Origin of the sequence: Dyella telluris, assembly GCF_014297575.1 — a bacterium.
In the GTDB taxonomy this organism is placed as follows: domain Bacteria; phylum Pseudomonadota; class Gammaproteobacteria; order Xanthomonadales; family Rhodanobacteraceae; genus Dyella; species Dyella telluris.
Genome location: NZ_CP060412.1, coordinates 2,181,004 through 2,203,188 on the forward strand (window position 1 = coordinate 2,181,004; position 22,185 = coordinate 2,203,188).

Genomic DNA, 22,185 nt, shown 5'->3' on the forward strand with positions numbered 1-22,185 from the left:
CCGCCGCCACGAAGGCGACGGCAAGGCTCAAGCCAGACCGTGACTCTTGAGCAACGCTTCGGGTTCCGGCGCACGGCCACGGAAAGCGATGAAGCTCTCGAGGGCTGGGCGGCTGGCGCCGACGGAGAGGACTTCCTTGCGGAAGCGATCGCCGGTGGCGCGGTCGATCACGCCGTGCGCCTCGAATTCGCCGAAGGCGTCGGCGCTGAGCAGCTCGGCCCACAAGTAGCTGTAGTAACCGGCGGCGTAGCCGCCCGCGAAGATGTGCGAAAACGCGTGCGGAAAACGCTGCCAGGCCGGCGGATGCAACACGGCCACATCGTGGCGCACTTCTTCGAGCACTTCCATGGTGCGCGCACCCTTGGACGGGTCGTATTCCAGGTGCATGCGGAAATCGAACATGCCAAATTCCAGCTGGCGCACCAGGAACAGGCCGGCGTGGAAATGACGCGCGGCCAGCATGCGCTGGAACAGTTCGTCTGGCAGGCGTTCGCCGGTTTCATAGTGGCGTGCGAACAGGTCGAGCGCTTCGCGGTTCCAGCCGAAGTTCTCCATGAACTGGCTGGGCAGTTCCACCGCATCCCATTCCACCCCGTCGATGCCGCCAATCGAGGGCAGCGCGATCTCGGTGAGCAGGTGATGCAGGCCGTGGCCGAATTCGTGGAAGAGGGTGAGCACGTCGTCGTGCGTGAGCAGCGCGGGGCGGCCCTCGGTAGGCGGCGCGAAGTTGCAGGTGAGGAAGGCCACCGGCAGCTGTTCCTGCTCACCGTCGCGGAAGCGGGCGCGGCACACGTCCATCCACGCGCCGCCGCGCTTGCCGTTGCGTGCGTAGAGATCGACGTACGCACCGGCGAACACGCGGCCATCGGCGTCGCGCACGTCGTAATAGCGCACGTCCGGATGCCAGGTGTCGACATCTTCGCGCACACCCAGCGCGATGCCGTAGAGACGCTGGGTAAGGCCGAACAGGCCGTCGATCACCGCCGGCAGCGGGAAGTACGGCTTGAGCTGTTCTTCGTCCAGGTCGTATTCGCGCTGGCGAAGTTTTTCCGAGGCGTAGCCAACGTCCCAGGATTCGAGGTTGTCGAGCTTCAGTTCCGTGGTGGCGAACTCGCGCAGGTGGTTGAGTTCCTGGCGCGCCACCGGCTTGGCGCGGTTGGCCAGGTCACGCAGGAAGGCCATGACCTCTTCCGTGGAGCCCGCCATCTTGGTGGCGAGGGATTCTTCCGCCGCGTTGTGGAAACCGAGCAGGCCGGCTGCCTCGTGGCGCAGCGCCATGATGCGTTCGATGCGTTGGCTGTTGTCGTACTTGCCGGCCTGCGGGCCCTGGTCCGAGGCACGGGTCTGGTAGGCCCAGTACACGCGCTCGCGCAGGCCGCGGTTGTCGGCATAGGTGAGCACGGCCTGCACGCTGGGTTGCTTGAGCGTGACCAGGTAGCCGTCGAGGTTCTGTTCCTTGGCGTACTGGCGCAGCACGGCGCGGCCGGATTCGGGAATGCCGGCCAGGTCACGCTCGTCGGTGATGTGTTCGTGCCAGGCATCGGTGGCATCCAGCACGGCATTGGAGAACTCGGTGGACAGCCGGCTCAGCTCCACGCCGATCTCGCGATAGCGGGTGCGTGCCGGTTCTTCCAGCGCCACGCCGGAGAGGTGGAAATCGCGCAGCGCGTGTTCCACCAGGGCGCGCTCCGGACGCGGCAGGCTGGCGAAATCCGGCGCGTCGGCCAGTGCCTGCACGGCCTGGTAGAGCTCACGGTTCTGGCCCACTTCGATGGCGTGTTCGGTGAGCTTTTCCTCGGCCGGGCCGTAGACCTCGCGCAGGGCTTCGCTGTCCGCCACCGCATGCAGATGGCCCACCGGCGCCCAGGCGCGCGCCAGGCGCTGCTCCAGTCGTTCCTGGGTGAGCATGACGCTGGCGAAATCGTGCGGCGCGCCGGGCTGGGTCAAGGCCTGGATGCCGGCGCGGTAATCGGCCAGCAGGGCATCGATGGCGGGCGTGACGTGTTCGGGGCGGATCTGCGAAAACGCCGGCAGCGTGTCGTCGGCCAGCAGCGGATTGTTCTGTTCCATGGTGTCTCCTGAATGCCCCGCCAGCGTGGCGACCCGATGGGTCGAAATCAAGCGGGCGTCACACCGCCTCGCTGACTGTTTGTCATATCCCCGACTCATTATCCCGCGCCATGTCCAAGCCTGATTTTTCCGCCCTTCTGCGTCGAAGCGACGTATTCGGGCACCTCGGGGACGAGGCGCTGGCCGCACTGGTTCCTGAACTGCAATGGTTTTCCCTGCCCGGCGGTCGCACCCTGTTCAAGCAGGGCGACCCCGCCGATGCGCTGTATTTCGTGGTCAGCGGCAGCCTTGGCGTGTTTGCCGGACCCACCGACTGGGTACGCCTGGTGGCGGCGGGCGACAGCATCGGGGAAATCGGCCTGATCACGGGCGACCCCCGCCACCACACGGCACGGGCGCTGCGCGACAGCGAGCTGCTGCGACTGGACCTCGCCACCTACGAGGCGCTGACCCAGCGCCATCCGCAGGCCATGCTGGGCGTGGCGCGGGTCGCCATCAACCGATTGCAGGAGCGCATGCGTGGCGACGAAAGCCCCGGCATCGCGCGCACGTTCGCCCTGTTGCCCGCTACTGCCGAGGTACCCGCCCGCTCGCTGGCGATGCAGCTGGCGATGGAGCTGGAGCGATGGGGCAGCTGCGTGGTGATCGATGCCGAGCATGGCACGGGCCGCGGCAGTGACTGGTTTGCCGAGCGCGAGGCGCAGGCGCGCTTCGTCATCTATCTGGACAGCACGGGCGACACGCTGTGGCGGCAGCGCTGCCTGCGGCAGGCGGACGTGCTGCTGCTTCCGACATTGGCAGCCCAACAGGCCCGGCCGTGGCCTGAATCGCTGCCCATGCATCCCTCCCGCGCCGGCCATCGCCCACGCCACCTGGTCCTGCTGCACCCGGGCCGGCAGCCGGCGCTGGGCGCGGCGCAGCGCTGGCGGGCCGAATTCAGCGGCGAGCTGCAGCACCATCACGTCGGCGGCCGGGCGGATATCGCGCGCCTGGCCCGCGTGATCAGCGGCAACGCCCGCGGGCTGGTGCTGGCCGGTGGCGGTGCACGCGGGGTGGCGCATCTGGGTGCGTTACGTGCGCTGTACGAAGCCGGCCACGCCTTCGACGCCATCGGCGGTACCAGCATCGGCGCCATCATCGGCGCCAGCGTGGCGGCCGGCTGGGAGCTGGACGCCACCGTGGAGACGTTCCGCCGCGCCTTCGTGCAGGGACGCCCGCTGTCGGACTGGACGCTGCCCATCGTCGCGCTGACGCGGGGGAGACGTGCGGCCATGATGCTGCGACGCTCCTTTGGCGCGCTCGATATCGAAGACCTGACCCTGCCGTTCTTCTGCGTGTCCACCTGCCTGTCGGGCGAGGGCATGATGGTCCATCGCGAAGGGCCGCTGTGGCTCTGGCTGCGCGCGTCGAGCGCGATTCCCGGCGTGCTGCCGCCGGTACTGCATCACGGCCGCGTGTTCGTGGACGGTGCACTGGTCGACAACCTGCCCACCGACGTGATGGCCGACGATGGCCTGGCGCACATCACGGCCATCGACATCCGCGCGGAGATCTCCCTGGCCACCACGGCCGAGGAGTTCGCCACGCCACCGTGGTGGCAGCTGCTGCTGGGCCGGCAGGACATCCAGCGCCCCGGGCTGGTCTCCACCCTGGTGCGCGCCGCTATGGTCAACAGCGAAGGCCCCAGCGAACACCGCCGCGAACGCGCCGACCTGTTGCTGACGCCGCCGCTGGAACACATCGGCATGCTCGACTGGAAAGACTGGGAGCGTGCGATGGAGGCGGGATACCTGTACACCAAGAAGATGCTGGAGCAGCAGCGCTGACACCGTCGCCTCCCTGCATCCTGCAGGAGCGCACTTGTGCGCGACAAACTCCTGAGCGGGGAAGCGGTCGCTTTTTTTGGTCTCGCGAAAATGGGGGAAGTGCCGTACACGGTGAGCCACGGTCGCGCACAAGTGCGCTCCTACAGAAGAGCATGGCGCGGGGGTACCATAGGCCGATGGATCCTCTACGCAAATACAAGGGCATCTGGCCCACCCTGCACCAGCGCGTCTACGTGGACGTGGCGTCCACCGTCATCGGCGCGGTGGAGTTGTTCGACGATGTCTCGGTCTGGCCGGGCGCCGTGCTGCGCGGTGACGTCAACTTCATCCGCATCGGCGCACGCACCAACATCCAGGACGGTGCGGTGGTGCACGTGACCCACGATGGCCCGTACACGCCTGGCGGCCAGCCAACCATCGTCGGCGAAGGCGTCACCATCGGCCATGGCGCGGTGATCCACGCCTGCACCATCGAGGACTACTGCCTGATCGGCATGCACGCCACCGTGCTCGACGGAGCTGTAGTGAAGAAGCACGGCTTTGTGGGCGCAGGCAGCGTGATTCCACCGGGCAAGGTGGTGGGCGAGGGCGAGCTGTGGCTGGGCAACCCTGCGAAAAAGGTGCGCGTGCTCAGCGATGAGCAGATCGAGCAGCTGCACTACTCGGCCGATCACTACGTGCGCATGAAAGACGAGTATCTCGCCGCGCGATGACCGCGCGGCGCTGACACGCCCCGCCTCAGGGCATTGAACCGCTGCCTGCCGACTGCTGCTGCGCCTGCATGGCGGCAGCGCGGGCTTCGTCCTGGCGGGTCTGGATCTGGCGTTGGGCATCGAGCTTGCCGCCCAGCAGCGAGAGGATGTAGTTGGTCTTGTCGAACTCGCGCAGCAGCGATAGCTCTCGCTGGGCTTCGTCGAGTTCGTTGTCGTTGATGGCGCGCTCCACGTCCGCGGAAGCCGATTCGAAGGAATCGTGCAGCTGGGCCTGTGCCAGCTGGTTCTGCGGGTCGAGCTGCAGCACGCTGAGGTAGAACTCGTACGCATTGCTGCCGGCCGGCGCCACCAGGCGCTTTTCGGCCTCGGCCGTCTTGGCCAGATCCAACAGGATGCCCACGCCGTTATCGTCCTTGCCTGCCGTAGACGACGCGCTGGCCAAACCGCTGCCCGTCATGCCGGGCACGCTACCGGTTGACCAGGCATAGATGCCGGCACCGATGACGACCAGCGCGATGAGGGAAACGGCGACGATCACGCGTTGGCGTGACGCGAAGAATGCGGAACGTGACATGGCAGCACTGCGTAGGGTGAAAACCGCACACAAGAAGGCCTGCCCCAGGCGTCCCGGCGGAGCTGCGTCACATTGTCGTTACACTACATGTCAGGTATGTGACTCACGAACCTCACGGCCGCAGATGCATCCACGCGCCCGGCCGGTCAGCTGAAACGTCCGCCAGTGATGCGTCCATCCTTGTCGAGCTCGGGGTAATAGCGGCTGTTGTTCATGCGGAACTCCAGCGTGGTGACCGTGCCCGGCAACACCAGCTGCACGTCGGGATAGGCCGCCCGGAACTGATCGGGCGTGGGATGCGTGGCGATGAAGGCATCGAAGGCCTTCATGTCGGTGACATAACCATGCACGGGCGCGGGCGCGGTGGGCGTGCTGGCCTGGCATCCCCCCAGGACCACGGCAACGGCAAGCACGGCAGGGGCAACGAAGCGCTGCATGGCTGAACTCCTTGATGGGCCACGGCCGATTATGCGCGTTCGCACGTGAGCCCAGCCCTCACAGGCGGAATTCGATGCGCTGGTGCATCGGCGCGGCCACCGGCTTGCCATCCTGCATACCCGGCGAGAACTGCCAGCGGGACACGGCACTGAGCGCCGCGCGATCGAACACGTACTTCGGATCGGCGTCCGATACCGTCGCACCGATGACACTGCCGTCGGGCTGCACCGTAAAGGCGACATCCACCCAGCCTTGGCGACGCGTGCGCTTCGCTTCAGGCGGATAGGCCGGCTCGACCCGATGGACAAGGACAGGCGTGCTGCCACCACCCGCACCTGCCACTGTCGCGGGCGTGGCCGAGGAAGCGCGCGGACGAACGGCGGATGCGGGCGCGGCTTCCACCGTTGTCGATTCGACATGCAGTTGGGCCACCGCTTGCTGGGCCGGCGTCAGTGCATTGGCCGGCTTTGCCGCCGGCGTTTGCGTGGGCACCGGCACAGCTGGCGCCGCGGGTACGGCGGCCGCCGCCACCACCGGCGTCGCCGCCGTCTTGCCGGCAGGCGGCGTCTGCTCGCGATGATTCGGCAGCGATGCCTGCTGCGCCTGTTGAGCCACCGCCGTGCGCTGCGCCTGCAATTTGGAACGCAGCAGGGTCAGCGTGTAGTTCTGCGGGTCGGCGCGCGTCAGCAGGTCGATCTGACGCTGGGCTTCCGCGTCATCGCCACCGTCGATGGTCTGCTCCGCTGCGTTCGCGGCGAACGGGAAGACCTCGCGCAGCGCATCCTGCGCCACGCGATTGCCGGGCTGGCGCTGGAGCACGGCCAGGTAGAACTCGAAGGCATTGTTGCCGGCGGGCGCCAGCAGGCGCTGCGCGGTCATGGCCTCGCGCGCATGCTGCAGCAGTTCGTCCGTGCCCAGCGTGGTGCGCGCCACCGATCCCGAGGCAGCCACTACGTCGTGCGTGGGTTGCTCGGCATCGTTGCCGTGGCGGATCTGCCAGTAGATCAGGCCGCCCGCCGCGGCGATCAGCGTGATGAGGATGGGCAGGCTGTAGCGAACGACACCTTGGGCACGACGACGCGACGAAGCGGGAGACATGAGCCACACATGGACGAAAAGGCCGGCGCGCCGGCAGGGCGCGCAAGCTTAGAGGCGTCATATTGCGAAGATGTTGCCCCCTGTCCAGAACTGGGACGCCGCTCGCACGCCGGGCAGGATGGCACCGGCGTGCGACGGGTGGGGTCTTCCTCAGCGACCGGGCAGCAGGCTGCTGCTCGGCGCGCCGTCGGGATGGGCGAACCAGGACACGCGGTTGGCGCCATCCGGGCAGCCCTTGCCCGAGGCGTAGCTCGCCACCGCGCCGGACTGCGTGGTGAGCGATGCGCGATAGCAGCCGCCCAGCGTGTCGTGGAAGGCAAACGCCTGCGCACTCTGCTGGCCACTGTGGCTGGTGAGGTTGCCGTTGGCGTCGAACACCAGGGTGTCCTGCGAATCCACCGTGTTGTCGACATTGGCGCCATAGGCCAGCAGCCCGAACAGGTGCTGCTCGTCGCGCTGGCGATAGCCCTGGTGCACGGTGGAAGCCGCGCTGGTGCTGCCGTCGCTGGCCAGCTGCTGGTTGTAGTCCAGCGTGAAGGGATAGCTGACGTGCAGCTGCCGCTCGGTCAGCGGGAAGTTGCCCAGGCGGCTTTCGCTCTTGCTGTCCGACCAGGTGCGCTGTCCGGTGACCTGGCGATAGGTGCTGCTGTTGATGGTGAAGGTCTGCGTGTCATCAAAGCCGGTGTTCTGCGTCACCGTGCTGGTGATGCGGCCGTGCGAGGTATTGGCATAACCCTCGATCACGAAGTGCCGGTCCAGCCGGGTGGTGATGGCCCCAGAAACATCACCGTTACTCGCCGTCACCAGCGTGTCGCCAATGGTCGGCGTGGGGGCCTGGCCGACCAGCGTGTTGCGGGTGATCTTGCCGGTGACCTGCTTCGCGTGCGCGTCGCGATAGACCAGCAGCGCCGCCGTGGCGGAGAAGTAACCATGCGCGCCGGCCACCTGCACGGCCACGGCATGCGGGTTGCCGTCACTGAGCTGTCCGGCGAACGGTGTCAGGTCGACGCGGTAGGGCAGGAAGTTCAGCGTCTGTACGCCGGGCGTTGGCCGCCAGAGATAGGGATCGATGCCACCGGTGTAGACCCACGGATACACCGGCGCGACACCGGCCGGCTGGCCGTCGATGCTGATCTCCGCTTCGCGGAAATTGCCGCCGCCGCACTCATTGGTTTCGGCGGCGTAGGCATCGGGCACGCAGGTGTACCAGAACTCGTCCCCGCCCTGGCTCTGGGTGAAGACGTCCAGATACGCGCGCTCCACATTGGTGGGCAGGGTCAACGTCCTGGACAGCGTGTCGGTGGAGGTATTGAGCGATACCGTGCTGCCCACCGGATCGCTGCCAAGCGGGTATACCGCATCGGGTGCATCCGCAGCGCGGGCGCGCGCCGACGCCGGGTAGAACAGCAGGCGGGCACTGCCATGGATCACCCCGGTGTAGGTGCTGTTCACCACGTTGCCGATGATGGCCTGGCCCTGGCCCGCGTTGCGCAACAGTGCGCTGTAGTCGGTAAGGTCACGTTCCACGTGCCATGCCGGTGACACGGCCGCCGACGGCTCCTGTGTGGTGCCGAAGTAGATGTTCACGCCGCCCAGCCACAAGGTGGCGGTGCGGTCGTACTGGCGGCCGGCCGTGACGGAGAAATCCGCCTCCAGCACCACCTTGGACCACGCGCCGGTGCACGAGGCTGGCGGCGTATAGCTGTAGGGGCGGGTAGCGAAGTCGTCGAAGGTGTCGTTGGTGAACAGCGTCACCACGCATGGCTGGCCCGGCGGACGCGGCACGGTTGGGTCGGCCGTTGCCACGTTGGTCGAACCCACGACCGGATCGGCGGCGGCACGCGCCGTCAAACCCGCCGCCAGCGTTACCGCCAGCACGGTTGCCGCCAGATGGCGGACGAAATCCCCAGGCACCATGACGTTCTCTCCCCGCAATGTGCCCCCCTGCGCGGCGCACGCTAGCACGTTCGGATGTTGTACGGACGTCCATACGCCCATTCATGGTGATGCCGTCGACCCGTCGTGAAGAAAACGTCAGGCAAAGCACTTTCTTGCGGGCGGCTGACGTTCTTGCGTCACGTGTAAAGGCGGTCACGCCATCGTTTGCACGGGCGGTTGACGGTGCGTGTGCGTTAATCGGTAAACCAGTCACCTCTGCCGACGTGCCCTTACCGTCTGCGTTGCCGATGGTTCGTGGCGCGCCGCTATGCGGGTGTGGTCGGGCTTCGTGTGCTGGGGAAACCGTTATGTGCACGTGGTGGCGTATCGCCGTGACGCTGGTGGTGCTGGCATGGCCGGCCTTGGTGTGCGCGCAGAAGGACGACGCCGGTCACCATGAAGGCGACGGAGTCGGCTATCCCTACGCCAGCCTTCCACCGGTCCCCGGACAGTCCCTGCCGCTCGCGACGAACCCGACGGCCCCCGACTACCCAAGCCCGCCGCCCGTCATGGCAGCCGGATGGTCCGGCCTGTTTGCCGCCACGCCCATTCAGCAGTGGGGGTCATCGCAGGGACATTGGCACTTCACGTCATTGATTGCCGAATCGTACGCGGTAGGGCTGCCTCTTCTGGCGGTGGGCACCGGGTCCCCGGGCTCGGCGCAGACTGCCGGAGTCGTGGGAGTGGTTCTTTCGCCGTTGACCACGAGCTACCAGATCGGCTCGTCCTATCGCGTCTCCGTGTCCATGGGCCTGATCGTGCCGGCCACGCGTGAGCGCGGCGTCCACGGCGATATCAGCGCCAGCGACGTGTGGGCCATGAAGCCCAAGGTGGCCTATACGCGCGTGGTGTCGGCATCGAACGCGGATTCGTCGGTGATCGTGGCCGTAGGTTCGTTTTCGCGCCAGGCGGTGTCCTATTACCAGAACGGCGCGGTCGGCCGCATTGAAGCCCTGGTCATGCAGCGCGCGCCCAACGGCTGGTCGTACGGCGGCGTGGCCGCCGCACTGCAACCGTTGAACGTGTCGCCGATGACGTCATCGGCGGCGGGCTATCTGCCGCCCAATGCCAATACCTCCGGCAACGGCGGCTATGCGCTGGGAGTGGGCCCCCAGCTCAACTGGAGCACCCGCTGGCGCGGCACCGGCGTGGATTTCCAGTACCGGCTGCTCTACGAGTTCCATTCGCCCACCGGACACACCGACCAGCCGATGCTGCTGTCAGCCACGCTGCATCTTTGAATCGCGGTCAGCTGTACCGCTGGCGCAGCTCGGCATAGACCGGGTCGGTGTCCGGGCGCTTGCCGTGCCACAGCTCGAAGGCGTCCGCGGCGGTTTCGATCAGCATGCCCAGGCCGTCGAACGCGTAGCGCGCCTTGGCGGTGCGAGCCCAGGCGAGGAAGCCCGTGGCTGCCACGCCGTAGGAGAGGTCATAGCAGAGTGCTCGATTGCCCACGATGGCGAACGGCAGGTCCAGCGACTTGCCCAGCACGCCGGCAGAGGTGGCGTTGACGATCAGGTCAAAGGCGCCAAGGTCGGCCAGATCTTCCCAGTAGCGCGTATGCGCCCGCGCGGGTTCACCGATGGCGTCGGCCAGGGCGTCGGCCGCTTCGGGCGTGCGGTTGACGATGGTCAGCGTATCCACGCCGGCGTCGAGCAACGACCACGCCACGCCATGCGCCGCGCCACCCGCACCCAGCAGCAGGGCCGTGTGGCCGCGCAGGTCCACGCTGTGGCGTTCGGTGATGTCGCGCACCATGCCGGCGCCATCGGTGTTGTGGGCAGCGAGCCGGCCACCCGGCAGCGGGGTGAGCACATTGGCGGTGCCGGCGCGCTGCGCGGCATCGCTGCGCTCGTCAGCCATGGCGAAGGCCGCCGTCTTGTGCGGCAGCGTCACGTTCGCGCCAAGGCCACCGTCGGCAAAGAAACGACGCACGGCCGCCTCGAACTCGCCCGGGGCGGCGTCGATGGTGCGGTACTCCAGATCGATGCCGAACTGGCGGGCAAACGCCTGGTGGATATGCGGTGACAACGAATGGCTGATGGGGTGGCCAAACACCGCGAACTGTCCTGCACTCATGCACGCTCCTGATGACTGTTGCTGCCGCGCTGGGGCGGGGTCCGGCACGGCCGGGCCGCCTATGTTAGCCCCGCAGGCCGCATCGCGTGAGGCATCGCAGGTTTTGAGATCCCGTCCGGTCACGCTCCACCCCACACCCGATGACGGAACACCCTCATGCGCCCGACCACCCGAATCGCCCATCACGAACGCCTGCTCGGCGCGGCCCTGCTGTGGCTGCTGGGCGGCGCGGCCCTTCTGCTGACCACCCTGGTGCCGGTGCACAACGACGCGCTCGGCTGGACGCCTGCGTTCTGGCTCGTGGGCGCGCCGTTGGTGGTGTTGCTGGCACTGGAACCGTCGCTGCCGCGCCAGCTGCTCGGCCTGGTGCTGCGCGGCCGCCGCCGCAACACCTCACAGCTCATCTGGAACTGACGAATTCACTTGGCAGTGGATGCCGCGACCGGACCGTCGCGGCGTGGGGCCCCGTGCGATGGCCTGGGATGGCTGGGCACCTTGCCGGGGCGGCGCAACGGATCGCGCCCGCGTGACGGCAGTCCAGGGAAGGGCTGCCGGAATCACCCCACTGGCCAGCCAGGTCACAACGACTTGTAGGAGCGCACCCTGTGCGCGACAAAAGCGCTTCGGCATTGTTCAACGCCTGATCATCGCGATACAACGCTTCGGCGGCCACCCGACACTGGGCAAGCGACATGCTCTGCGGTCGCGCACAGGGTGCGCTCCTACCCCGGGGGTGAGGACGCCGTCAGCAGTCCATCAGTCCGCATCACCCGCGCGCTTGAGCTCCATGCGCCGCAGGAACTCCTGCATGATGCGCCGGTAGAGCTCTTCGCCCAGGTATTCGTCTTCCACGCCCGCATCGATGGACGGGTTGTCGTTCACTTCGATCACCACCGGCTTGTCGCCGACGCGCTTGATGTCCACGCCGTACAGGCCATTGCCGACCGCCTGCGTGGCCTTGAGCGCCAGCTTGACGACGTCAGCCGGTGCCTTTTCGATGGGCAGGGTTTCCGATTCGCCGGATTTCGATGTGCCCTTCGCGCCATGGTTGTAGATCTGCCAGTGGCCGCGCGACATGAAGTACTTGCAGGCATACAGCGGCTCGTTGTTGAGCACGCCGATGCGCCAGTCGAATTCCGTGTACACGAATTCCTGCGCCAGCAGCAACGCACTGTGCTGGAACAGTTCGCTGGTGGCCTTGGTCAGCGCGGCCTCGTTCTCCACCTTCACCACGCCGCGCGAGAACGAACCATCGGGAATCTTCAGCACCAGCGGATAGCCGAACCTGGCTGCGAGTTCCTTCAGCCCCTTGGTGTCGTCGCGGTAGAGGATCTCCGTGCGTGGCACGGCGAGCTTGCGCGACACCATCAGGTCGTTGAGGAAGATCTTGTTCGTGCAGCGAAGGATGGAGGTGGGATCGTCCATCACCACCATGCCTTCGCGTTCGGCGCGATGCGCGAAGCGATAGGTGTGGTTGTCGCTGGCGGTGGTTTCACGGATGAACAGGCCGTCGTATTCCGCCAGCCGCTGATAGTCGTTCTTGCCGATGGGGTCGACTTCAATGCCCAGTTCCTTGCCCGCGGCAATGAACAGCTTCTGCGCCTTCCTGTTCGACGGCGGCATGGCCTCGTGCGGATCGACCAGCATCGCAATGTCGTAACGGAACTGCTTGCGCGCCTTGGGCTTGCGCCACAGCTTCTTGCTGAAGCGGTCCAGTTCCTCGGCGAAGGCATCCTCCTGCGCATCATCCAGCGTATGCAGGCCCACCGGTTTGATGGCGCTGATCTGCCACACGCGATCACGCTCGAACTCGATGCGCAGCAACGGGCAGGGGAACATTTCGAACACCTGGCGAGCCAGGTCCTGCAGCGCCGGTTGAGAGGTCTGCCCGAAATACACGAGGATGCCGAAGTCGGTGGTGTCGCGCCCCCCGGCCGGCAGGAAGTGCGTGAGCTTGGCGCTGAGATCCTCGATCTCCAGGCCATACAGCGCGCGACGGCGCAGGTCGTTCACCGTGCGCACCGACGGCATGACGCGATGCCCGCGCGCTTCGGCCAGCAACGACACGTAGTAGCCCGTGCCCAGGTACTTGTAGCTACGGCAGAGGTTGATGACGTGGGTGCGCTCGTCGTCGACGCCGACAGGTTCGCGCAGGTAATCCATGGCCGTGATCACGTCGGCAGACGGGTAGTAGACGCTCCAGTCGGAGGCCTTCTCGACAACCAGGACGAGACGGGTCATGACACCTCTGTCAGATGGAACCGAGGAGTGTCGTCACGCGGGAGAACGGGGCGGCACGGCGCAAGTGGCGCAGTGTGCGCAGATGAGCTGCGCGACACAAGCCGGCAGATCAGGCGGACTCAGAGGCGGTTCAAACTAAGCTTGTCGAAGGCATGGACCCCATGAACGCCAGGCTGACCCAGGTGCCTTCCGTCACCCCGTTGCGCCGGGACATCCACCTTTTCGTTACATCCTGCGATCACCGCGGCCTGGAGATTGAACCTGCTCTTAAATCCGCCACAAGTCATCGTTGCCCCTGGGGGATGAGGGGTCTACAGTGCGCGCCTTGTTTCATTGCGCGCCAGCGGAACCGCCCCTGATGACACCCATGCCCGCGACCGCCGCCGTACGCGTGCGGCGTGCAGAACTCTCCGATCTCGATGACCTCGTTGCCCTTGAAGAGAGCAGCTTCGCCACTGACCGCCTGAGCCGGGCCCAGTACCGCCGCCACCTCGACAGCGAAAGCGCCCAGGTACTCGTGGCCAGCGCCAATCATCGCCACTTCCTGGGTACCGCCGTGGTGTTCTTCCGCAAGGGCACCCAAGTGGCGCGGCTGTATTCCATCGCCACCAAGTCCGAAGCGCGCGGCAAGGGCGTGGGGTCGGCACTGCTCGAGGCGTCCGAAAAGCTGGCCGAGCGCCGGCGCTGCACGGCGTTGAGGCTGGAGGTGCGCACGGACAACGAGGATGCCATCCGTTTGTACGAGCGGCTGGGGTATCGCCGGATGGGGCGGTACGCGCGGTATTACGGGGATGGGGCGGATGCGTGGCGATATGAGAAGGTGATTGATTGAGGGGGTGTTCTTCTCGGCGTTGTGTTCTTTAGCCGTCATCCCGCCGCTTCGCCCTTTGCTCGTCATTCCCGCGAAGGCGGGAGGCGCTTTTCAACCGCCGAAGGGCGGGTCATCCAGAGCCTTTGGTCTCGGCCTTCGGTAGTCACGCAGGCGCCAGGTTGCCGCTTACGCAGCGGAGGCGTTTCGACCTCCTGCCGGAGGCCGAGTCACTTTTCTTTTGCTGGCCCAAAAGAAAAGTAACCCAAAGAAAATGGCCTTAAAGGCTGGCAGCATGCCGATAGGATAAGCCCGAACGGTTGAGGAACGGTGTTGCTTTGCAACCTCCGCCTCTACACAGCGGGTACTTCCAAGCGCTTCGCAACGCGCCGAAGCGCTGAGGACTTAACGCGGAGCGTCGTGCCGCTGCGCGGCCCTTCCTTCCATGCCACTAGGTCGTTCACGTTGAACATCCCCTGTCGCTCGTCCTCTCCCGTTCGGGAGAGGACTGGGGTGAGCACTGAGGCGAGAAAGAAACGGGCTTCACACGGTGCGAGACACCCCTGTAGGAGCGCACCTTGTGCGCGACCGCAGCGCCATGTCGATACCGCTCCGTCAGGTGGTCGCGCACAGGGTGCGCTCCTACAGACAAGCCAAGCCGGCAAGCCATACGCCGTCGCACCATGCGACGCGATGTGCAGCGCAGCTGCACGAGCCTTCGGCTTTTGACCTCCCCGCCCCCTTGAGCGGCGGTGAGGGGCGGACGAGGAGGCCCGCAGGGGGATCGGCAAGGATGCCGATCCCTTTTCGACAGGACAGGGACGTCCTGTCGAAAAGCCCGGCCGACCCTCACGGACTGGCCGGCTCTACCGGCCAGCGCCGCGATGGGGGTGCCTTTTCTTTTGGTTACTTTTCTTTGGGCAAGCAAAGAAAAGTGACCCGGCCTCCGGCAGGAGGTCGGAACGCCCGCTGCGTAAGCGGCCAGGTCACCGTAGCGCTAGAACCCGAAGGCCAAGAGCAAAGTCACTGGACCCCTGCCTTCGCTGGGGTGACGGCTAAAGAAGGAAGCCTTCCCGCGAGCACCCACCCCTCACCCCAATCCTCTCCCCGATGGGGAGAGGGAGCAGGCACTAAACCTCCAACCGCCCCGTCAGAACGGCTGCGCAATCTTCTGCTGCGTGGCCTCATCCGGCCGCGCCACCAACGCCCCGGTCCGCATCAGGCTCACCGAGTAATGCCCCTGATCGACCAGCGGCAGATACACGCCACTGCCGAAGAGCACATCCACGTCCGGCACCCAACGCGGATATTGCTTGTGCAGATCGAGCAGGTCGACATCACCTGCCTCGCGGAAATCGATCACCGTGCGCGGTGCATGCATCTCGTCATTGGGATCGTCATAACGACCCGACAGGCGGTCCAGCCGGTACAGCGGCGGCAATAGCGGCGTTTTCCACTTGAGCACCACCGCTTCCACACGCCATGCATCGCCATCCACCTCGGCGCGGCGGAGGGTGCCGTCCGGCCAGTGCAGCACGAGCAGCCAGCGCTGCGGGGAGAGGATGCGTGCATCGATATCCACGACCGGCGCTTCTTCGGTGAGCAGCCGATACCCCCGCAACGAGAAACCCAGGCCGGTCAGCACGAGGGTGATGGCGAAGGCCAAAAGAAGCAGCACGGCGCGTCCGGCGGCCGCCAGCCGCTGCCCGTGGTCGAGCCGGTGACGCAGGGCTACCAGCTGGAACAGGGTGAACAGCAGGGCAACCGCCGCCAGGATCAGCAGGATCGTCGAAGGGAGACGCAGTAACGCGGTCCAGTCCATCGTCGTACTTCTTGTGTGCGTGTAGGCCGCGTGCGGCGGCGACGGCGGCATCATAGCGGCTGGCAGGCCGTTGACGGGGCTAAACGCTCGCTCGCCACGTTTTCGGCGCTTGCCTATACTGCCCGGGTTCCCGCCGGATACCCCGACATGCGCCGATCCCTACTGCTGCTTTCCCTGTGCTCCATTTCCGCCCTGCTGGCCGGCTGTGGCAACAAGGGACCGCTGTACATGCCCAAGGCCACGCCGGCGGCGACCGTGAAGCCAGCGGCGCCCGCAGTGAAACCTGCCGCTACGGCCACCCCGGTGGCAGCTCCTGCGCCTGTGCATGGCTTCGTGACCGATACGACGGCTTTCGACACGTTCATTGCCACCCATCCCACGCCCGACCAGTTCCGCGCCGCCTATCCGGACGTGCTGCTGGTGCTGCCGGGCACGGTGGCCACGCGCGAATTTCGCAGCAACAACAGTCGCTATTTCGCCGAACTGGATGCCAACGGCCGGATCACCGGCGGCAAGTTCATGTGATGACGCTGGCCTTCTCCAAGATGCACGGCATCGGCAACGACTTTGTGATGGTCGATTGCCGCCAGCGTGCGTTTCCGCTGGAGCAGGCGCAGATCCGCGCCATCGCGGATCGCCGCACCGGCGTGGGCTTTGACCAGCTGATCAGCATCGAGCCGCCGCGCGATGCGTCGTGTGCGTTCTATTACGGCCTGTGGAACGCCGATGGCTCGCCGGCAGGGCAGTGCGGCAATGGCGTGCGCTGCGTGGCGGCCTGGCTGCATCGTGCGGGCGAGCTGGCCATCGGCGACACGGTGCGGCTGGAGAGCCCCTCCGGTCCGGTGACGGTGCGCCTTACCGGACCGAATGAAGTCACGGTGGACATGGGCGTACCGAAGCTGGAACCGGCGAGCATTCCGTTCCGCGCTGACGCCACGGCGACTCAGTACGCCATCGAGGTCGACGGCGACGTGCTGCAGATCGGCTCGCTGTCGATGGGCAACCCTCACGCTGTGGTGGTGGTGCCGGACCTGCAGGCGCCATCGCTGGATCGCCTCGGTCCGCTGCTGACCGCGCACGAGCGGTTCCCGGACGGCGTCAACGCCGGCTTCGTGCAGCAGATCGATCGCGGCCAGCTGCACCTGCGCGTGCATGAGCGTGGCAGCGGCTGGACGCTTGCCTGTGGCACCGGCGCCTGTGCCGCCATGGCCGTGCTGCGACTGCGTGGCGAGGTCGACGCGCAGGTCAAGGTGACCCTGCCCGGTGGCACGCTCTCCATCGAGTGGGCTGGCCCGGGCGCCACCCTGTGGATGACCGGTCCGGCGGCCTTCGTTTTCGAAGGCGAATGGTGGGGTTGAGGCCTTTTCTGTCTGTTCCGGTTGAAAGGCAGTAGCCGGGCGTCGCACACTCGGGCCCGCGACGCATCGACTCCGCCGAGGTAGACATGTCCGACACCGCCACCGCAGACACGCTTTCCGCCAGCGACGTCGCGGCGTACTTGCGCCGCCATCCTGAGTTTCTCAGCGACTATCCCGATATCGCCGCGCAGCTCACCTTGCCACGCGAGCAGGGACGGGTCGCCTCGCTGGCGGTCTATCAGTTGCAGAGCCTGCGCGAGAAGAACGCGGAGCTGGAAAAGCAGCTGGCCACGCTCAAGACCATCGCCGCGGAAAACGAGCGGCTGATGCAGCGCGTGCACGACCTCAACATCGCGGTGCTGCGCGCCGGCACGCCGGCCGTCGCGGCCCGCAGCGTGGTGGCGCGACTGTCGGAGGATTTCCAGACCGATCAGGTCCGCCTCATGTTGTTCGGCGCCAACAACCTGCCGCCCGCCGACTGGCTGGTGCAGGTACCGGGTGGCCGTTCGCAGGCACCGGAGTTCGCCGATTTCCTGGCCCACCATGAACCCGTCGCCGGTCGCCTGTCGGCGGAACGCCTGTATCGCCTGTTCGGCGACCATGCGCCGGAGATCCGCTCCGCCGCCATGATGCCGCTGGGCGAGTTCGGCATCCTTGCCATCGGCAGCGGTGACGCGGACCATTTCCAGCCAGGGATGGGCACGGTGTTCCTCAAGATGATCGCGGCCACCCTGACCGCTGCGCTGCATCGCTCGCAGGAAGTGCTGTAAGCGCGCCAGCCATGTCCCGTCCGCAAGATCAGGTCGACGCCTGGCTCGCCCGACTGGCGGGAGAGAAACAGGCGTCGGCGCATACGGTGGATGGCTATCGCCGTGACCTGGCCAAGCTGCTGCGCTGGATGGAAGGGCAGGGCATCGCCCACTTCGACACACTCGAACCCAACCGCATGCGCGGCTTCGTGGCCGCCGAACACCGCGCCGGCTTGTCGCCCAAAAGCCTTCAGCGGCTGCTGTCGTCCTGCCGCAGCCTGTTCCGCCAACTCACGCGCGAAGGCCTGCTCAACCACGATCCGCTGGCCGGTGTGCGCGGACCCAAGGTGCACCGCAAGCTGCCGCAGGTGCTGGACGTGGACGAAGCCACCTCGCTGGTGGAGGCGCAGACCGACGGCGCATTGAACCTGCGCGACCGCGCCATGCTGGAACTGTTTTATTCCTCGGGCCTGCGCCTGTCCGAGCTCACCGGCCTGCGCTGGATCGACCTGGACCTGCCGCAGGGCGAAGTGCGCGTGCTCGGCAAGGGCAACAAGACGCGCATCGTGCCCGTGGGTCGCCACGCGGTTACCGCGTTGCGCGCCCTGGGCGAGGCAGAAGGCACGCTGCCGGAACAGCCGGTATTCAAGGGGCGCGGCGGCGCGCCGATCAGCCCGCGCACCGTGCAGTTGCGCATGAAGACGCTGGCGCTGCAGCAGGGCATGGCCAAGCGTATCCATCCGCATCTGCTGCGGCATACCTTCGCCAGTCACATGCTGGAATCCTCCGGCGACTTGCGTGCCGTGCAGGAACTGCTGGGTCACGCGGACATCGCCACCACGCAGATCTACACGCACCTGGATTTCCAGCACCTGGCGCGCGTCTACGACGCCGCCCACCCGCGCGCCAAGCGCAAATGACCGGTGCGATGAACCTGCTGATCAAGTCGCTGATCGGCGCCCTGATGGTGTTGCTGATCGGCCTGCTCGCACGCACCCGCAACTACTACATCGCCGGCCTGCTGCCGCTGTTTCCCACCTTTGCCCTGATGGCGCACTACATCGTGGGCAGCGAACGCGGCACCGCCGATCTGCGCGCCACCATCGCGTTCGGTATGTGGGCAGTGGTGCCTTACCTGGCCTATCTCGGCTCGCTGTACTGGCTGGTCGGGCGCATGCGGCTGGTGCCGGCGCTGGGGTCGGCACTGGTGGTGTGGTGCGCCGTTGCGGCAATGCTTGTCGTGGCATGGAACCGGCGGTAGGCAGGGCCCTTCTGTAGGAGCGCGCTTGTGCGCGACCCAACCTCAGACGGAGCGTTACCGGCAGGGCGCAGCGGTCGCGCACAAGTGCGCTCCTACAAGGGTCCGACTGCCTCACCGCTTGGATTCCGCCCGCCCGGCCCCACCTTTTGCGAATTCACTCTTTACGGAGTCCCTCATGGAATCCTTTCACGCCACGACCATCGTCTCGGTGCGCCGCAACGGGCGGGTCGTGATCGGTGGCGACGGCCAGGTCACCCTGGGCAACACGGTGATGAAGGCCAATGCCCGTAAGATCCGCCGCCTGGGCAAGGGCAATGTGCTGGCGGGCTTCGCCGGCGCCACCGCGGACGCCTTCACCCTGTTCGAACTGTTCGAGCAGAAGCTGGACAAGCACGGCGGCAACCTGACCCGCTCGGCCGTAGAACTGGCCAAGGAATGGCGCACCGATCGCCGCCTGGGGCGCCTGGAAGCCATGCTCGCCGTGGCCGACAAGGATGCCTCCCTGCTGATCTCCGGCAACGGCGACGTGCTGGAACCCGAGCACGGCTTGATTGCCATTGGCTCCGGTGGTCCGTACGCGCAGTCGGCGGCCCTGGCGCTGCTGGAAAACACCGAGATGGATTCGCGCCAGATCGTGGAGCGGGCACTGAAGATTGCCGGCGACATCTGCATCTACACCAACCACAACACCTCGATCGAGGAGCTGTAAGCGCACGGCGCGACGGCCCTTGTGGTCGTCATGCCGGCTTGCCCCGCCCACGGGCGCAAGCGCTGGCATGACGCTCAAAACCAACTTCCGGTGATCCCATGTCTGAACTGACACCCCGCGAAATCGTCAACGAACTCGACCGCTACATCATTGGCCAGCACGACGCCAAGCGCGCCGTGGCCATTGCGCTGCGCAACCGCTGGCGCCGCATGCAGCTCGAGCCGACGCTGCGTGACGAAGTCACGCCCAAGAACATCCTGATGATCGGCCCCACCGGCGTGGGCAAGACCGAAATCGCCCGCCGCCTTGCCACGCTGGCCAATGCGCCGTTCGTGAAGGTGGAAGCCACCAAGTTCACCGAGGTGGGCTACGTGGGCAAGGACGTCGAGTCCATCGTGCGCGACCTGGCCGACGTCGCTTACAAGCTCACTCGCGAGCAGGCCATGAAGCGCGTGCGCACGCAGGCGGAAGATCGCGCCGAGGACCGCATCCTCGACGCGCTGCTGCCGCGCCGCCAGACGCCCACCGACTGGACCCACGACGCCGCCCCCAGCGCCGAACAGAGCGATACCCGCCAGAAGCTGCGCAAGCAGCTGCGCGAGGGCGCGCTGGACGATCGCGAGATCGAGCTGGACTTCGCCATGAACGTCGGCGTGGAAATCATGTCGCCGCCGGGCATGGAGGAAATGGGCCAGCAGCTGCGCCAGATGTTCCAGAACATCGGCGGCGCCAAGACCCAGCAGCGCAAGGTGCCGATCAAGGCCGCCCGCCCGATGCTGATCGAGGAAGAAGCCGCCAAACTGCTCAACGAAGAGGAAGTCCGCGCCCAGGCCATGCAGGTGGCCGAGCAGAACGGCATCGTCTTCATCGACGAGATCGACAAGGTCGCCCAGCGCTCCGAGTGGGGCGGCGCCGGCGTCAGCCGCGAAGGCGTGCAGCGCGACCTGCTGCCGCTGGTGGAAGGCTCCACGGTGTCGACCAAGTACGGCCCGATCAAGACCGACCACATGCTGTTCATCGCCTCCGGCGCGTTCTCGCTGGCCAAGCCGTCGGACCTGATTCCGGAGCTGCAGGGTCGCCTGCCGATCCGCGTGGAGCTGTCGGCGCTGTCGGTGGAAGACTTCAAGCGCATCCTGCGCGAGCCGCATAACGCCTTGACCAAGCAGTACATCGCGCTGCTGGGCACCGAGGGCGTGAGCGTGACTTTCACCGAATCGGGCGTCGACCGCCTGGCCGAGGTGGCGTTTCACGTGAATGAACGTACCGAGAATATCGGTGCACGCCGCCTTCACACGGTGATGGAGCGCCTGCTGGAGAAGATCTCCTACGAAGCTGCGGACAAATCCGGCGAAAACTACGTGATTGACGCCGAATATGTCGACAAAAACCTTGGAACGCTCGTCCAGGACGAGGATCTGAGCCGTTACATCCTGTAAACAAGGGGAAAGCCCCGGGCTGCTAAAATTTTGTCCATGGGAAATGTGATTGAACTGAAGACCACCGGTCAGCGGGCCCAGCTTCGCGAAGCGCAGCAGAACCACCAGCTGATCCGGTTGTGGCGCGGCGAACTCGAACACGGCAGCTTCTGCGGTTACGTGGGCGGTGTGGGCCGTGAATTCTTTCTGCTGTGGGTCGTGGGTGACGGCATCACCTATGACGGCATGTATGTGATGCGCCATCGCGACGTGTCCGAACTGGAAGCACCGGACAAGCACGCGCCCTTCATGGAGAAGGCGCTGGCCCTCAAACACCTGATGCCGCGCACCCCGCGGGGGTTCCCGCTGGACGACATCCGCAGCGTGATCCAGGCCGCTGCCGCGCAGGCGCCGGTGATCGGCGTGCACGTGGACAGCGAGGACGAGGCAGAGGTCTGCTACATCGGCCGCCTGGTCAGCGTGGAAGAAGACGGCTTCAACATGCAGGAGATCTCCCCCGACGCCGAATGGCTGCGCGAGGCGTCGTTCTTCTCGTGGGACGAGGTCTCCACGGTCAGCATCGAGGACGGCTACGCCACCTCACTGCTCGCCGTAGCCGGCACCCCGCCGCCGCTGGAGCAGGGCGACTCGGGCGTGGGACACGCGCAATGAGATAGCTGTTCGATTGAATGAAAAGGCCGCCCCTCAGGCGGCCTTTTTTTGCGCCGCGATGCGATGTGCAGCGCAGCTGCACGAGCCTTCGGCTCTTGACCTACCCCTCCCCTTGAGCGGCGGTGAGGGGCGGACGAGAAGGCCCCGCAGGGGTGCCGGGCAGGAGCCCGGCACTTTTCGTCGGGGCAGGAGCCCCGTCGAAAAGCCCGGCCGGCCCTCACGCACTGGCCGGCTCTACCGGCCAGCGCCGCGATGGGGTGCCCTTCTCTTTGGTTACTTTCTCTTGGGCACGCAAGAGAAAGTGACCCGGCCTCCGGCAGGAGGTCGGAACGCCCGCTGCGTAAGCGGCCAGGTCGCGACAACGCTACACGCGAAGACCCAGCGCAAAGCACTGGACCCCTGCCTCCGCAGAGG

Annotated in this window: 21 protein-coding genes; 13 read left to right on the top strand and 8 right to left on the bottom strand. The window is 66.3% G+C overall.

The window, feature by feature from the left end; all coding sequences use genetic code 11:
- Positions 1 to 27: 27 nt before the first annotated feature.
- Positions 28 to 2,070 (bottom strand): M3 family metallopeptidase, encoded by a 2,043-nt coding sequence (locus H8F01_RS09840; RefSeq protein WP_187058846.1) that lies wholly within the window; start codon positions 2,068 to 2,070, stop codon positions 28 to 30.
- Between the two features lie 110 nt (positions 2,071 to 2,180).
- Between H8F01_RS09840 and H8F01_RS09845 the strand changes: the two genes are divergently transcribed.
- Together H8F01_RS09845 and H8F01_RS09850 are read left to right on the top strand one after the other, a co-directional pair.
- Complete coding sequence (locus H8F01_RS09845; RefSeq protein ID WP_187058847.1) at positions 2,181 to 3,896, top strand: patatin-like phospholipase family protein; 1,716 nt, start codon at positions 2,181 to 2,183, stop codon at positions 3,894 to 3,896.
- A gap of 176 nt (positions 3,897 to 4,072) precedes the next feature.
- On the top strand, positions 4,073 to 4,609 hold the full coding sequence (locus H8F01_RS09850; RefSeq protein ID WP_187058848.1) for a gamma carbonic anhydrase family protein: 537 nt from the start codon (positions 4,073 to 4,075) through the stop codon (positions 4,607 to 4,609).
- A 25-nt stretch (positions 4,610 to 4,634) separates the two neighbouring features.
- Here H8F01_RS09850 and H8F01_RS09855 read toward each other — a convergent pair whose 3' ends face one another.
- From H8F01_RS09855 to H8F01_RS09870, 4 genes are all read right to left on the bottom strand, one after another.
- Positions 4,635 to 5,183: a hypothetical protein gene (locus tag H8F01_RS09855; protein WP_187058849.1), complete on the bottom strand. Its 549-nt coding sequence runs from the start codon at positions 5,181 to 5,183 to the stop codon at positions 4,635 to 4,637.
- Positions 5,184 to 5,329: 146 nt separating this feature from the next.
- On the bottom strand, positions 5,330 to 5,620 hold the full coding sequence (locus tag H8F01_RS09860; RefSeq protein WP_187058850.1) for a hypothetical protein: 291 nt from the start codon (positions 5,618 to 5,620) through the stop codon (positions 5,330 to 5,332).
- Positions 5,621 to 5,678: 58 nt separating this feature from the next.
- Positions 5,679 to 6,719: an energy transducer TonB gene (locus tag H8F01_RS09865; RefSeq protein ID WP_187058851.1), complete on the bottom strand. Its 1,041-nt coding sequence runs from the start codon at positions 6,717 to 6,719 to the stop codon at positions 5,679 to 5,681.
- A gap of 150 nt (positions 6,720 to 6,869) precedes the next feature.
- Entirely contained in the window at positions 6,870 to 8,636 is a 1,767-nt protein-coding gene (locus H8F01_RS09870) for a peptide-N4-asparagine amidase (RefSeq protein WP_187058852.1), read from the bottom strand.
- A gap of 329 nt (positions 8,637 to 8,965) precedes the next feature.
- Between H8F01_RS09870 and H8F01_RS09875 the strand changes: the two genes are divergently transcribed.
- On the top strand, positions 8,966 to 9,898 hold the full coding sequence (locus H8F01_RS09875) for a hypothetical protein (RefSeq protein WP_187058853.1): 933 nt from the start codon (positions 8,966 to 8,968) through the stop codon (positions 9,896 to 9,898).
- Positions 9,899 to 9,905: 7 nt separating this feature from the next.
- On the opposite strand, the gene aroE is transcribed toward H8F01_RS09875, so the two are convergent.
- Positions 9,906 to 10,736, bottom strand: a complete 831-nt coding sequence (gene aroE, locus H8F01_RS09880) for a shikimate dehydrogenase (protein WP_187058854.1) — start codon at positions 10,734 to 10,736, stop codon at positions 9,906 to 9,908.
- 156 nt (positions 10,737 to 10,892) lie between these two features.
- Between aroE and H8F01_RS09885 the strand changes: the two genes are divergently transcribed.
- Complete coding sequence (locus tag H8F01_RS09885; protein WP_187058855.1) at positions 10,893 to 11,150, top strand: hypothetical protein; 258 nt, start codon at positions 10,893 to 10,895, stop codon at positions 11,148 to 11,150.
- Between the two features lie 342 nt (positions 11,151 to 11,492).
- Here H8F01_RS09885 and H8F01_RS09890 read toward each other — a convergent pair whose 3' ends face one another.
- Entirely contained in the window at positions 11,493 to 12,977 is a 1,485-nt protein-coding gene (locus H8F01_RS09890) for a RimK family protein (RefSeq protein WP_187058856.1), read from the bottom strand.
- Between the two features lie 367 nt (positions 12,978 to 13,344).
- Here H8F01_RS09890 and H8F01_RS09895 point away from each other — a divergent pair, with 367 nt between their 5' ends.
- Complete coding sequence (locus H8F01_RS09895; RefSeq protein WP_425490097.1) at positions 13,345 to 13,809, top strand: GNAT family N-acetyltransferase; 465 nt, start codon at positions 13,345 to 13,347, stop codon at positions 13,807 to 13,809.
- A gap of 1,126 nt (positions 13,810 to 14,935) precedes the next feature.
- On the opposite strand, the gene H8F01_RS09900 is transcribed toward H8F01_RS09895, so the two are convergent.
- Positions 14,936 to 15,607 carry a hypothetical protein gene (locus tag H8F01_RS09900; protein WP_187058858.1) on the bottom strand — a complete coding sequence of 224 codons (672 nt, stop codon included), beginning with the start codon at positions 15,605 to 15,607 and terminating at the stop codon, positions 14,936 to 14,938.
- A 147-nt stretch (positions 15,608 to 15,754) separates the two neighbouring features.
- Here H8F01_RS09900 and lptM point away from each other — a divergent pair, with 147 nt between their 5' ends.
- From lptM to H8F01_RS09945, 8 genes are all read left to right on the top strand, one after another.
- Positions 15,755 to 16,132, top strand: a complete 378-nt coding sequence (lptM, locus tag H8F01_RS21850; RefSeq protein WP_238481211.1) for an LPS translocon maturation chaperone LptM — start codon at positions 15,755 to 15,757, stop codon at positions 16,130 to 16,132.
- Entirely contained in the window at positions 16,132 to 16,965 is an 834-nt protein-coding gene (dapF, locus tag H8F01_RS09915) for a diaminopimelate epimerase (RefSeq protein ID WP_187058859.1), read from the top strand. The genes lptM and dapF overlap by 1 nt, the downstream gene beginning before the upstream one ends.
- A gap of 86 nt (positions 16,966 to 17,051) precedes the next feature.
- Positions 17,052 to 17,735: a DUF484 family protein gene (locus H8F01_RS09920; protein ID WP_187058860.1), complete on the top strand. Its 684-nt coding sequence runs from the start codon at positions 17,052 to 17,054 to the stop codon at positions 17,733 to 17,735.
- 11 nt (positions 17,736 to 17,746) lie between these two features.
- Positions 17,747 to 18,634 (top strand): tyrosine recombinase XerC, encoded by an 888-nt coding sequence (gene xerC / locus H8F01_RS09925; RefSeq protein WP_187058861.1) that lies wholly within the window; start codon positions 17,747 to 17,749, stop codon positions 18,632 to 18,634.
- An 8-nt stretch (positions 18,635 to 18,642) separates the two neighbouring features.
- Entirely contained in the window at positions 18,643 to 18,975 is a 333-nt protein-coding gene (locus H8F01_RS09930) for a GlpM family protein (RefSeq protein ID WP_187058862.1), read from the top strand.
- Positions 18,976 to 19,150: 175 nt separating this feature from the next.
- Positions 19,151 to 19,684, top strand: coding sequence for an ATP-dependent protease subunit HslV (gene hslV, locus H8F01_RS09935; RefSeq protein ID WP_187058863.1), 534 nt, complete (start codon positions 19,151 to 19,153; stop codon positions 19,682 to 19,684).
- A gap of 98 nt (positions 19,685 to 19,782) precedes the next feature.
- Entirely contained in the window at positions 19,783 to 21,120 is a 1,338-nt protein-coding gene (gene hslU, locus H8F01_RS09940) for an ATP-dependent protease ATPase subunit HslU (RefSeq protein ID WP_187058864.1), read from the top strand.
- Between the two features lie 36 nt (positions 21,121 to 21,156).
- Positions 21,157 to 21,771, top strand: a complete 615-nt coding sequence (locus H8F01_RS09945) for a hypothetical protein (RefSeq protein WP_187058865.1) — start codon at positions 21,157 to 21,159, stop codon at positions 21,769 to 21,771.
- The last annotated feature ends 414 nt before the right edge of the window (positions 21,772 to 22,185 follow it).